This window comes from Pseudomonas sp. QE6 (genome assembly GCF_041379005.1).
Taxonomy (GTDB): Bacteria; Pseudomonadota; Gammaproteobacteria; order Pseudomonadales; family Pseudomonadaceae; genus Pseudomonas.
Genome location: NZ_CP166873.1, coordinates 2,341,340 through 2,352,762, shown reverse-complemented (window position 1 = coordinate 2,352,762; position 11,423 = coordinate 2,341,340). Strand labels below are relative to the sequence as shown.

Sequence of the window (11,423 nt, the reverse complement as noted above, 5' to 3'; positions counted from 1 at the left end):
CGGCGCCTCCCTGTCAGGACTTCATCGGGGTCAGCGAGCCCATGCCGTGGGGCGTCTTGATGGTGGTGCAGGTGCCGGCCGGGACGTTCTTCCAGTGCATGCCGTCGTAGTCCTTCTTGGCGCTGCCCGCGCAGGTGGTGCCGGCGCCGGCCTTGCAGTCGTTCTTGCCGGCCATGGCCACGCCGTAGCACTTCTCCATGGCCGCGCCGCTGCCGGCCGGGGTCTTCGTGTCGTCCGCGAGGGCAACGCCAGCCAGGGAGGCGAGAGCAAGGGCGGCGGTGGCGAGGGTGAGGCTTTTCATGATGTCGTCTCCACGAGGGTTGGAAGGGCTCGGCGAACTGCCGGGCTCGTGGAGTAATTCGTGTGCTGCGCGGCGGTGGTTACAGGCACCTGGAAATTTTTTTTGAAATTTTTTCATCACCCCCGCTAACGTTATGAAGTGCTGATGTTTTTCATGCCCAGGGACTGCCCGCCACTGACAGCGGAGCGATCCGGAAAAGAAAATTTGCTCACGGATGTAACCCAGGCGGCCGATGCAACGAACTACCCGAGAGGACGCATTGAGCGCGCGTGAAGCGCAGTTGCAGGCCCTGCTGCTGCGCGGCATGGCGGGTGACGCGGCGGCCTATCGTGAATTTCTCGCGCACCTGGCGATCCATGTGCGCGGCTTTTTGCGACGGCGCCTGGAGCGACGCCCCAGCGAGATCGAGGACCTGCTGCAGGAAGTCCTGCTGGCGGTCCACAACGCCCGCCACACCTACCGCGCCGACCAGCCGCTGACCGCCTGGGTGCAGGCCATCGCCCGCTACAAGCTGGCCGACCACTTCCGCACCTTCGCCCGGCGCGATGCGCTGCATGACCCGCTGGACGACGACGGTGACCTGTTCGCCGAGGGCGACGAGGAGCCCGCGCAGGCCAGCCGCGACCTGGGCAAGCTGCTCCAGCACCTGCCCGAGCGCCAGCGTTTGCCGATCGTCCATGTGAAGCTGGAGGGACTGTCGGTGGAAGAGACCGCGCGTCTCACCGGGCTGTCCAGTTCGGCGGTCAAGGTCGGTATCCACCGGGGCCTGAAGGCGCTGGCCGGCATGATTCGAGGTAAGCGTAACGATGAACACCAATGAACTGATCGACCTGCTCGCCAGCGGCGAAGGCCCCGTGGAGCGCCACGCCCTGGCGCGCCGCCTGGGCCTTGCGCTGCTCGGCGGCGGCCTCGGCGCGCTGCTGCTGATGGCGGCGCTGTACGGGGTTCGCGCCGACCTCGCCGAGGTGGCACGCACCCCGCTGTTCTGGGCGAAGGTCGCGCTGCCCGGCAGCCTCGCCCTGCTCGCCCTCTGGCTCAACCAGCGCCTGGCCCGGCCGGGCGTGCGCGGCGGCGCCGCCTGGACGCTGCTCGTCCTGCCCCTGCTGCTGGTCTGGCTGGGCGCGGCCGTCACCCTCGTCGGCGCGCCGCCGGAAGCCCGCGCCGACCTGATCCTCGGCCGCACCTGGCGCACCTGCCCGCTGAACATCACCCTGCTTTCGCTGCCGACGTTCGCCACCGTGTTCTGGGCCCTGCGCGGCCTCGCCCCTACCCGCCTGCGCCAGGCCGGCGCCGCCGGCGGCCTGCTGGCTGGGGCTACCGCCACCCTCGCCTACTGCCTGCACTGCCCGGAAATGGGCGTGCCGTTCTGGGGCGTCTGGTACCTGCTGGGGATGCTCGTGCCCACTGTGGCGGGGGCGTTGCTGGGGCCGAGGTTGTTGCGGTGGTGAGGACGTCCGCTGCGTCCTTTTGATCCTTCAGAATGAAGTGAGGCCTCGTCAGACCGAGCCTACAACAGCACCAGCCCGTGACACCTCGCGTTGTCATCTTTCAGATGCGTAGTCCGTTGCCCCGCTGTATTCTCATGGATACAGTCGCGGCATGACTTACCAGATCAAGCAAACCGACATCTTCGGTCGCTGGCTCGCGGGACTGCGCGACATCCAGGGCAAGGTGACGATCCTGCGACGCCTGGAGCGGATCAAGAGCGGCAATCTCGGCGACGCCAGGTCCGTCGGCATTGGCGTCTCGGAACTGCGCCTGGATACCGGCCCCGGCTATCGCGTGTATTTCACGCGCCGCGGCAATGTGGTGGTCGTGCTGCTGTGCGGTGGCGACAAGTCATCTCAGCAGCGCGATATCAAGCTGGCGCAGCAGCTGGCGGGAGAGATTGAATGACCCTCGAACTACGCGAATTCGACGCCAGCGCTTACCTCGACAATGAGGAAGTGATCGCTGAATACCTGTCCCAGGTGCTGGCCGATGGTGATTCGGACGAATTGCTGGTGGCCATCGGCAATATCGCCAAGGCGCGTGGTATGACCAAGATTGCCAATGACTCGGGGCTGGGGCGGGAAAGCCTGTACAAGGTCTTCGAACCTGGCGCCAAGCCGCGCTTCGAGACTGTGATGAAAGTCATGCGCGCACTGGGTGTGGAGCTTCAAGCCAGACCACTGGGGGCTGGGAAATCATAGTGAAGCTGGCCTTCCAGCTGATGAAAAAGAGGGGCAGAACCAATATCTGCCCCTCTTCGTTTCAGGCGCCGGCAGCTCCATCCCGCTCCTTCAACAACGCCTTGATCACCTCTTCCTGTTCCCCATACCCACCCTCTCCGATCGCCAGGTGGCGAATCCGCCCCTTGGCATCGATGAAGTAGTGCGCCGGCCAGTACTGGTTACCGAAGGCGTTCCAGATGCGGTACTGGTTGTCCAGCGCCACCGGGTAGTGGATGTCGTGGCGTTTCACCGCGTCGCGGACGTTGGCCGGGATGCGCTCGTAGGGGTATTCCGGGGTGTGCACGCCGATCACCACCAGGCCCTGGTCCGCGTACTGCTTCGCCCAGGCGTTCACGTACGGCAGGCTGTGCTGGCAGTTGATGCAGTCGTAGGTCCAGAAGTCGATCAGTACCACCTTGCCGCGCAGGCCCTGCGTCTTCAGTTCGGGGCTGTTGATCCACTCCACCGCGCCCGCGAGCTCCGGGGCGGCGCCGAGGTCCGGCAGGCGTTCGGCGCCCTGGGCGGTATCGCCGGGCATGAGCTTGGCGAGCAGCGCGGGCACGCTGTCGATGACCTTGCGTTCCAGGCCGTTCACCAGGGTAGACGAGCTACCGGAAGCGAGCTGCGCGCTGACGCCGCTGGCGATGCCGACCACCGCCAGCAGGGCGAGCACACCGGTGGCGCGACGCAGGCCCTCGATGACGGCCATGCGCGGGCGCAGGTGCTGCATCAGCCGGCGGCCGGCGAAAAGGACGATACCGAGCACAGTGGCGCTGCCCAGGCCATAGGCGAACAGCAGCAGACTGGTCTGCGCGCTGGGGCCCTGGAGCATGGCGCCGGAAAGGATCAGGCCGAGCACCGGCCCCGCGCACGGCGCCCACAGCAGGCCGGCGGCAAAACCCAGCACCCACGCGGAAATCGCTGGCGGCAAGCGGCGCGCTTCGCCGTGCAGACGGTCGCCGATCCAGGCCCAGGGTTTGCCCAGCCAATCGCTGAAGCGCGACCAGAGCAGCGCCAATGCGGAAACGCCGAGCAACACCAGGGCGACATAGCGCCCCCATTCGCTGGCGGCGATCACCCAGTTGCTGGAGACCGTGGCCAGGCTCGCCAGCACGGCGAAACCGCTGGCCAGCCCGAGCAGCGTGACCCAGGGCGACCACGCCGGGCCGCCGGCGCGTTGCAGCAGCAGCGGCAGGACGGGAAGGATGCAGGGACTGAGCAGCGTCAGCGCCCCGCCGAGAAAGGCGATGAGCAACATGAGCACCTCGATGGGCCAGCGGCCCTGAGTTTGCGAGCAGGCATGAGAAGAAACGCCCCGGCCGTCCATGGCCGGAGCCAAGGGGAAATCAGCCGCCTTCGTTGCAGTTCGTGGCGAACTTGCGGTACCCCAGGCTGTGCGCCTGGCCGTGGGAATCCAGGTAATCCATGCGGGCGTTGACGATGCCGCAGTCGAACGGAGAGCCGCTGTCTTCGTGGATGGCGATGACCTGCTTTACGTCGAGTTTCTGGCCATAGTGATACTGCTCGACCGGCGTGGAATCGGCGGCCTGGGCGCCAAGGCTGGCGAAGGCGGCGATAGCTGCCAGCAGGCAGGCGCTGCCGAGGTGGAGGGCTTTCATGATGAACTCCTGTCCTGTGATGGGTTTGCCGGCGGGAGGCGGTTTGCCTTGCCGTTGGTGCCCATTTCAGTGGCCGGAGGTATCGGGCTTGTGTCGCGTGCGGCGCGGGATTGCCGCGCCAGGTATCGACGGCGGCGCGAGATACAGTGGAATACAAAGCGCGCGGGGCAAGCGCGGAGCGGCGCTATACACTTCGCTCAACCCACTACGAACGAGGAACCGGCATGGACCATGTCGATCACGTACTCATCGTCGATGACGACCGCGAGATCCGCGAGCTGGTCGGCAACTACCTGAAGAAAAACGGCCTGCGCGTGAGCCTGGCCGCGGACGGACGGCAGATGCGCGCCTTCCTCGACGGCAACACCGTGGATCTGATCGTGCTGGACATCATGATGCCCGGCGACGACGGCCTGAAGCTGTGCCGCGAGCTGCGCGTAGGCAAGCACAAGTCAACCCCGGTGCTGATGCTCACCGCACGCAACGACGAGACCGACCGCATCATCGGCCTGGAAATGGGTGCCGACGACTACCTCACCAAGCCCTTCTCCGCCCGCGAGCTGCTGGCGCGGATCAACGCCGTGCTGCGCCGCACCCGCATGCTGCCGCCGAACCTGCAGGTCAGCGAGGCCAGCCGGCTGATCGGCTTCGGCCGCTGGAAGCTGGACACCACCGCGCGCCATCTGCTCGACGAGGACGGCACGCTGGTCGCCCTGAGCGGCGCCGAGTACCGCCTGCTGCGCGTGTTCGTCGACCACCCGCAACGCGTGCTCAGCCGCGAACAACTGCTGAACCTGACGCAAGGCCGCGAGGCGGACATCTTCGACCGCTCCATCGACCTGCTGGTGAGCCGCCTGCGCCAGCGCCTTTTGGATGACGCCCGCGAGCCGGCCTACATCAAGACGGTGCGCAGCGAAGGCTACGTCTTCGCCCTGGCCGTCGAACTGCTCGAGCCCAACGCATGAAATCCGTCCTGCACTGGCCACGTACGCTGGCCGCGCGCCTGGCGCTGATCTTCCTCGCCGGGCTGGTGTTCGCCTACAGCCTGTCGTTCTGCTCGCAGTTCTACGAGCGCTACCAGAGCGCCCGCAACATGATGCTGGGCAACCTGGAAACCGACGTCAGCACCGCCGTCGCCCTGCTCGACCGCCTGCCCAGGGATGAACGCGAGGCGTGGCTACACATGGTGCAGCGGCCCAATTACCGCTACCTGCTGAACGAGGGCCAGCCGGGAGAACCGATGAACATGGCAGAGGCGCCGATGGCCGCCCTGTCCATCGCCGAAGTGGTCGGGCCGCGCTACCCACTACGCTTCGAGAACATCCCCGGCTCCATCCCGCATTTCCAGGTACACCTGACACTCAAGGACGGCAGCCCGCTGACCATCGACGTGACGCCCAAGGGCGTGCCTGTGGCGCAGTGGTTGCCCTGGGTGCTGATCGTGCAACTGGCACTGCTGCTCTTCTGCACCTGGCTCGCGGTACGCCTGGCCATCCGCCCGCTGACCCGGCTGGCCCAGGCGGTGGATCACCTCGACCCGGACGCCCCGGCGCCGGAGCTGGATGAACGCGGCCCGAGCGAAGTCGCCTATGCCGCCCGCGCCTTCAACGCACTGCAGGGTCGCATCGGATCGTATCTCAAGGAACGCATGCAGCTGCTCGCCGCCATCTCCCATGACCTGCAGACCCCCATCACGCGGATGAAACTGCGCGTCGAGCAGATGGACGACTCCCCCGAGCGCGAGCGCCTGTGGAGCGACCTGGAGGAAATGCAGCACCTGGTCCGCGAAGGCGTGGCCTATGCGCGCAGCATGGACGGCGCCAGCGAAGCGGCAGTGAAGGTCAACCTCGATGCCTTTCTCGACAGCCTCGTCCTCGACTATCAGGACAGCGGCCAGGCCGTGGAGCTGCAAGGCAACAGCAACGCCGTGCTGGAAACCCGCCCGCACGCGCTGCGCCGAGTGCTGACCAACCTGGTGGACAACGCGCTGAAGTTCGGCGGCTCCGCCCTGGTGGAAGTCGAGCGCGACGCCCGGGGCGTTGTGTGTGTTCGTGTACTGGACGAAGGCCCGGGCATCCCCGAAGAGGAACTGGAAGAAGTGGTGAAACCCTTCTACCGCGTGGAAAGCTCGCGCAACCGCAGTACCGGCGGCACCGGCCTGGGGCTGGCGATCGCCCAGCAGCTGAGCCAGGCGCTGGGCGGCACCCTGAGCCTGTCCAACCGCGCCAGCGGCGGGCTGTGCGCTCAGTTGGAGTTGCGCCCCTCCGCCTGACACCTTGCTCGTGAAAGGACTGTACAAAGGGATACATGACGGGCTTTAACGGACACATCCGAGATAAAGCCCGTTGGCAGCATGGCTCCACGAATCGCGGCGGCATCCCGCACGCCGCGTTCCCCAAGGAGCCTGCCATGACCCGTCCCGCCGAATCCGCCAGCCTGCATGGCTGGCGCCTGTTCTCCCTGCTGTCCGCTCTGGTGCTGATCGTCACCGCGCTGGCCCTTTGGGCCCAGCCGCAATGGGTGGACGCCCTGCGCAGCGCAATCCGCACCACCGCGCGGACGTCCTTCGCGCTGTTCCTCGCCGCCTTCCTCGCCTCGTCCCTGACGGTTCTCGTACCCAGCGCCTTCACCCGTGGCCTGCTGCGCGAGCGGCGTTTCCTGGGGCTGGCTTTCGCATTCTCCCACGCCGTGCACGCGGTGCTGATCCTCCTCTACGTGAAGTTCTTCCCCGAGACCTTCTGGCACGGCCGCAGTGTCGCCGCGAACATCCCTGGCTCCATCGGCTACCTGTTCATCGTCCTGCTGACCCTCACCTCTTTCCCCGCCGCCGTGAAGCTGCTCGGCGCCCGCGCCTGGAAGGCCCTGCACAGCAGCGGCACCTGGGTGATCGCCGCCGTCTTCGTCCTGTCGTTCTACAAGCGCCTGCCGTTGGGCTCCTGGTACCCGCTGGGCTTCGCGCTGATCAGCTCGGCGGTCGCCCTCAAGCTCACGGCAAAGCTGGCCGTGCGCCTGCGCCGTGAAACCCGCCCCGCTGCCGCGCTGAGCGCTGCCCGCTGAATCCGCCTTCTTCCGCGACCGGGCGATGACGCCCGGCCTGTACGACCTTCTTACCCACTGTTTTGCCCATGAGGTGCGCCATGACCCTGCTGACCCTGAACCCGATCAAAGCCGTCTTCGACCAACTCGACCGCCTCGCTGCCTGGGGCTGGGACATTCCCCTGCGGCTGTTCCTGGCCTGGGAGTTCTTCGAGTCGGGCCTGGAGAAATGGCACGGCGACAACTGGTTCGAACAGATCCACGCCAACTTCCCCTTCCCCTTCAACCACTTCTCCGTCGGCTTCGACTGGCAGGTGTCGATGTGGGCCGAGTTGATCGCGCCCGTGCTGTTGCTGCTGGGCCTCGCCACGCGCTTCGCGTCGGCTTCGCTGATCGTCGTGACCATCGTCGCCATCGCCGCCGTGCACTGGCCGGCGCAGTGGTCGAGCCTGGCGGAGCTGGCCCAGGGGTACACCATCACCGACCATGGGTTTGGCAACTACAAGCTGCCGCTGATCTACCTGGTGGCGCTGCTGCCGCTGATGCTCAAGGGCTCGGGTGCTCTGAGCGTGGATGGGCTGGTGCGGCGGTTCCTGGGGACTTCGCGCGTCAGCTGATCGATCTCCACGCCCGACTGTTCGGCAGAAACGCCCTCTCCGATGGAGAGGGCGTTCTTATTTGTCTGCGGGAAAGCTCTGCAGGCATGCAGGAGCAGACTTCGTTCGCGACTCGCGGGCGCCGTCCGCTTCTACAGGATGCGGAATGGAACAGAAGGCTTTCTATCGATTCCTCTACGGGTATCGCTCCCCCATCCTGCGCGCTACAGGCCCCCTGGAGCGCACGGCAGATAATCCGCAATGCGGCTGGAACTCCCGTAGGAGCGACGGGGGCGCCCAGCCCTTGTCCGCGAAGTCCCGCCGCCATTCCTGCATTGAGCGATGAACTCCCCGGAGGGAGCGGGCGTAATACGGAAGTGTTGACCTGTTGACGGGGATTCCGCCGCGATGGATTTCGCGGACAAGGTCCGCTCCTACGAAAGCAGCCCCTGCTCTCTGGCTCTGGCCTCTAAAGACTTCCAGAGAAATTTCCGTGCACTCCGAAGTGCCCATTTCAGGACCGTAGGGCGGATAACCGTTCACGGTTATCCGCTGTCAATTCATCACCGGTGTCCTCGCTACAAATGGGAAATGCATGGCGGATAACGCCTGGGGCGTTATTCGCCCTACATCCGGAATTCATACCCCATGCTCGGTCGGTCGCAATCGCGCAGTGCGCAGGATGGGTGGAGCTTGCGATACCCATGCTGTGATCGCGTGGGATCGATGGGTATCGCTCCGCTCCACCCATCCTACGGGACCGATCCAAACGCCTGACGGTGGGCAAGACTGTAGGAGCGAGCTTGCTCGCGAACAGATTTCCCGGCGGAGGCGGCGCTGGACATCCCTCTTGGTCCTGCAAAACAAAAAGCCCGCACACCAGTGAAGATGCGCGGGCTGGGTTGTGGATAAGAACGCGATCAGGGGATGACGAACCCCACCTCGATATTCCCGCGAGTCGCCTTGGAGTAGGGGCAGATCTGGTGCGCCTCGGCCACCAGCTTCTCCTTGTCCTCCGCCGACAAACCCGGCAGGTGCACGGTGAGCTTGGCGGCCAGGGCGAAGCCGCCGTCGGCGGTGTTGCCCAGGGAGACTTCCGCGTCCACCGCCACGTCGCCGGGCAGGCGAATATTCAGCTTCTGGCCGGAGCGACGCAGGGCGCCGATGAAGCAGGCAGACCAGCCGATGGCGAACAGCTGCTCGGGGTTGGTGCCGGGACGGCCGGAGCCGGGCGGGCTCAGCGGCAGGTCCAGCGCGCCGTCGGTGCTCTGGCCGCGCCCGTCGCGGCCGCCGGTGGTGTGGGTCTGGGCGGTGTAGATCACGGTTGCCAGGGTATCAGTCATGGTGCTTCTCCTTCAGGGGCGAGCCAATGGTAGACGACGTGAAGTGGTGCAGTTGGGGCGGGTGCCAATCACCACGCCTTGCTCTTTGAGGCTGCGCAACAGGGCAATGCCCTGCCCTTCGATGGCAGCCAGTTCGATGCCGGCGATTTCCGCCAGCGCCTTGAGGTGTTCACGGCCGGTGAGCTGCCACTGTTGCAGCGACACCAGCAGGGCATGGGCCAGGGGCGCAAGGCGCGAAAAATGCACCTTCAGGTCTGCCCCTCTGCGGGCCAGCAGCAACGCGGGTTCGGCCGGCGCTGCCGGCGGGAGGTTGTCCGGGCCGATATGGCTGACCGGCCAGGCATAGGCCAGCGGCACGGCGAGACTGGAGAGCAGCGGCACGCCGTCGAGCAGGTCGCCGTCCGGATCATGGGCCGGCTCGGCTTTATCGCTGAGCAGCAGCGCGGTCTCGATCCATTCGTAGTGGGCCAGTTCGGCCACCCAGCCGGGCTGGTCGGCGCGGCTTTCCAGGTACTCGACGAACTCGCCGGCCACTTCGGTGAACAGCGGCGTGTGGCAGCGGTAACGGGCATAGAAGTCTTCGGTGAGCGACTGCCATTGCTTGGTGCCAAGGCTCGCACTCAGCACCGGGAAGTTGCCGGCCAGCAGCGATTGCAGGTTGCCGAAGAACAGTTGCCGGTACACCGCCAGGCGCCGCGCCTCGATGCCGGGCGGCGGCTCGTTGGCCTGCGGGTCGCGGATGAAGCGGGTCATGCGCAGCTGCTGCTCGCGCAGGGTCTCAGCCATGACGCACCTCCAGCGGCCGGGCGGCCATCTGCAGCTCACGGATGCAGTTCACTTCGCCAAGCAGTTCGGCCAGCGGCGGCAGGTTGAAGTCGCGCTCCAGCAGCGTCGGTACCGTGCCCAGGTGCTGGTAGGCGCTGGCCAGCAGGCCCCAGACGTCGTCCTTCACGGCGGCGCCGTGGGTGTCGATCTTCAGGTCCGGCGCCTCGTCGTAGTGACCGGCTACGTGCAGGCAGACGACACGCTCGGCCGGCACGTGGGCGAGGAAACCGGCGGCGTCATAGCCGTGGTTGTGGGCGTTGACGTAGAGGTTGTTGACGTCCAGCAGCAGGTCGCAGTCGGCTTCGGCGAGCACGGCGCGGAGGAAGTCGATTTCGCTCAGCGCCTGGTAGGGCGCGGCGTAGTACGAAATGTTTTCCACGGCGATACGGCGGCCGAGGGCGTCCTGCACTTCACGGATGCGTCCGGCGATGTGGCGCACGGCTTCGTCGGTGAAGGGCATGGGAATCAGGTCATACAGGTGGCCGTCGTCGGAGCAGTAGCTCAGGTGTTCGCTGAACAGCGGCACCTGGTGCTGGTCGAGGAATTCGCGGACGCGGCGCAGGAAGCCGTGGTCCAGCGGCTCGGGGCCGCCCAGGGACAGCGACAGGCCATGGCAGGACAGCGGGAAGCGTTCGGCCAGGCGGGCAAGGCCTTCACCGTAGGAGCCGCCGACGCCGATCCAGTTGTCCGGGGCGACTTCGAGGAAGTCCACCGCGCCGTCGGCCATGGTCAGCAGTTCGGGCAGCAGCGCGCGACGCAGACCGAGGCCGGCACCGTGCAGGGAAACGGGAAGAGTCATGGCGGTCTCCTTCGGAGGGAAGTGCCCTCCCCGGCCAGCGGCGCGGGGAGGTTGTCGGCGCGGATCAGTTCTTGGCCTGGCTCAGCTTGCTGTACAGGTCGGACGGGAACGGCTTGCCGTTGGAGTCGAACTGGTTCTTGCGGAACTGGTAGGTTTCGCCTTCGGAAAGGAAGCCGTCGTGGTTGGCGTCGATGGCGTCGAATTCGGCGTTGGCCTTGGGCGCCACGGCCAACAGTTCGGCGCGGGAGACGCGGCCGTCGTGGTCGGCATCGGTACGGGCGAAGGAGGCATCGCCGCACTTGCCTTCACCGCACTTGCCTTCGGTGCCGGTAGCCTTGGTTTGGCTGGCCTTGGCCTGGGCGCCGCTGGCGCCACATTTGCCCTCGCCACACTTGCCCTCCCCGGCTTTTTCCGCCGAAGCGAGTTGGTAGCCCTGGGGCAGCGCTTCGACAGCGAAGGCGGAGGACGCCAGGTTCAGGCCACCGGCCAGGGCGACAGCGAGCAGGCCGAGTTGGGTTTTCGAGATACGAGTCATTGTGCTTCTCCAGATGCTGTGGCGCGTTCCGCGCCGGGTAATGCCGCAAGGGCGAATCCCTGGAACGAGGCGCTGGAAGGGTTTCCCCTGCCGTCGCATTGTTTCGTTCGGGTAGGGCTATTTCGCCGTAGCGATGTATCGCCGGCGTATCTGGAG

Annotated in this window: 15 protein-coding genes; 8 read left to right on the top strand and 7 right to left on the bottom strand. The window is 66.2% G+C overall.

Annotated elements, in window-relative coordinates; translation table 11 throughout:
* Positions 1-13: 13 nt before the first annotated feature.
* Positions 14-301 (bottom strand): DUF2282 domain-containing protein, encoded by a 288-nt coding sequence (locus tag ACAW63_RS10825; protein WP_275610481.1) that lies wholly within the window; start codon positions 299-301, stop codon positions 14-16.
* A gap of 232 nt (positions 302-533) precedes the next feature.
* Between ACAW63_RS10825 and ACAW63_RS10820 the strand changes: the two genes are divergently transcribed.
* The 4 genes from ACAW63_RS10820 to ACAW63_RS10805 all read left to right on the top strand — a co-directional run bounded on the left by ACAW63_RS10820 (position 534) and on the right by ACAW63_RS10805 (position 2,493).
* Positions 534-1,121 (top strand): sigma-70 family RNA polymerase sigma factor, encoded by a 588-nt coding sequence (locus ACAW63_RS10820; RefSeq protein ID WP_371233586.1) that lies wholly within the window; start codon positions 534-536, stop codon positions 1,119-1,121.
* Positions 1,108-1,749, top strand: a complete 642-nt coding sequence (locus ACAW63_RS10815) for a DUF1109 domain-containing protein (RefSeq protein ID WP_371233584.1) — start codon at positions 1,108-1,110, stop codon at positions 1,747-1,749. Before ACAW63_RS10820 ends, ACAW63_RS10815 begins: the two co-directional genes overlap by 14 nt.
* Before the next feature lie 151 nt (positions 1,750-1,900).
* Positions 1,901-2,197, top strand: a complete 297-nt coding sequence (locus ACAW63_RS10810) for a type II toxin-antitoxin system RelE/ParE family toxin (RefSeq protein ID WP_371233583.1) — start codon at positions 1,901-1,903, stop codon at positions 2,195-2,197.
* Complete coding sequence (locus ACAW63_RS10805) at positions 2,194-2,493, top strand: addiction module antidote protein (protein WP_371233580.1); 300 nt, start codon at positions 2,194-2,196, stop codon at positions 2,491-2,493. Before ACAW63_RS10810 ends, ACAW63_RS10805 begins: the two co-directional genes overlap by 4 nt.
* Before the next feature lie 61 nt (positions 2,494-2,554).
* Here the strand turns inward: ACAW63_RS10805 and ACAW63_RS10800 are convergent, their stop codons facing one another.
* Both ACAW63_RS10800 and ACAW63_RS10795 read right to left on the bottom strand, forming a co-directional pair.
* Positions 2,555-3,772 carry a cytochrome c biogenesis protein DipZ gene (locus tag ACAW63_RS10800; protein ID WP_371233578.1) on the bottom strand — a complete coding sequence of 406 codons (1,218 nt, stop codon included), beginning with the start codon at positions 3,770-3,772 and terminating at the stop codon, positions 2,555-2,557.
* Between the two features lie 88 nt (positions 3,773-3,860).
* Positions 3,861-4,133: a DUF2790 domain-containing protein gene (locus tag ACAW63_RS10795; protein ID WP_343574547.1), complete on the bottom strand. Its 273-nt coding sequence runs from the start codon at positions 4,131-4,133 to the stop codon at positions 3,861-3,863.
* Positions 4,134-4,357: 224 nt separating this feature from the next.
* Between ACAW63_RS10795 and ACAW63_RS10790 the strand changes: the two genes are divergently transcribed.
* The 4 genes from ACAW63_RS10790 to ACAW63_RS10775 all read left to right on the top strand — a co-directional run bounded on the left by ACAW63_RS10790 (position 4,358) and on the right by ACAW63_RS10775 (position 7,786).
* Entirely contained in the window at positions 4,358-5,098 is a 741-nt protein-coding gene (locus ACAW63_RS10790; protein ID WP_275610474.1) for a response regulator, read from the top strand.
* The gene (locus tag ACAW63_RS10785) at positions 5,095-6,405 is read left to right on the top strand and encodes an ATP-binding protein (RefSeq protein ID WP_371233575.1); all 1,311 of its coding nucleotides are present in this window, start codon (positions 5,095-5,097) and stop codon (positions 6,403-6,405) included. The genes ACAW63_RS10790 and ACAW63_RS10785 overlap by 4 nt, the downstream gene beginning before the upstream one ends.
* 137 nt (positions 6,406-6,542) lie before the next feature.
* Positions 6,543-7,190, top strand: a complete 648-nt coding sequence (locus tag ACAW63_RS10780) for a hypothetical protein (RefSeq protein ID WP_371233574.1) — start codon at positions 6,543-6,545, stop codon at positions 7,188-7,190.
* Positions 7,191-7,270: 80 nt separating this feature from the next.
* The gene (locus ACAW63_RS10775; protein WP_371233572.1) at positions 7,271-7,786 is read left to right on the top strand and encodes a DoxX family protein; all 516 of its coding nucleotides are present in this window, start codon (positions 7,271-7,273) and stop codon (positions 7,784-7,786) included.
* 899 nt (positions 7,787-8,685) lie between these two features.
* Here the strand turns inward: ACAW63_RS10775 and ACAW63_RS10770 are convergent.
* From ACAW63_RS10770 to ACAW63_RS10755, 4 genes are all read right to left on the bottom strand, one after another.
* Positions 8,686-9,108, bottom strand: a complete 423-nt coding sequence (locus tag ACAW63_RS10770; protein WP_371233570.1) for an organic hydroperoxide resistance protein — start codon at positions 9,106-9,108, stop codon at positions 8,686-8,688.
* A gap of 12 nt (positions 9,109-9,120) precedes the next feature.
* Positions 9,121-9,894, bottom strand: a complete 774-nt coding sequence (locus ACAW63_RS10765; RefSeq protein WP_371233569.1) for a DUF2063 domain-containing protein — start codon at positions 9,892-9,894, stop codon at positions 9,121-9,123.
* Positions 9,887-10,732, bottom strand: coding sequence for a DUF692 domain-containing protein (locus ACAW63_RS10760; protein ID WP_371233568.1), 846 nt, complete (start codon positions 10,730-10,732; stop codon positions 9,887-9,889). Before ACAW63_RS10760 ends, ACAW63_RS10765 begins: the two co-directional genes overlap by 8 nt.
* A gap of 64 nt (positions 10,733-10,796) precedes the next feature.
* Positions 10,797-11,267 carry a hypothetical protein gene (locus ACAW63_RS10755; RefSeq protein ID WP_371233566.1) on the bottom strand — a complete coding sequence of 157 codons (471 nt, stop codon included), beginning with the start codon at positions 11,265-11,267 and terminating at the stop codon, positions 10,797-10,799.
* Positions 11,268-11,423 lie beyond the last annotated feature (156 nt).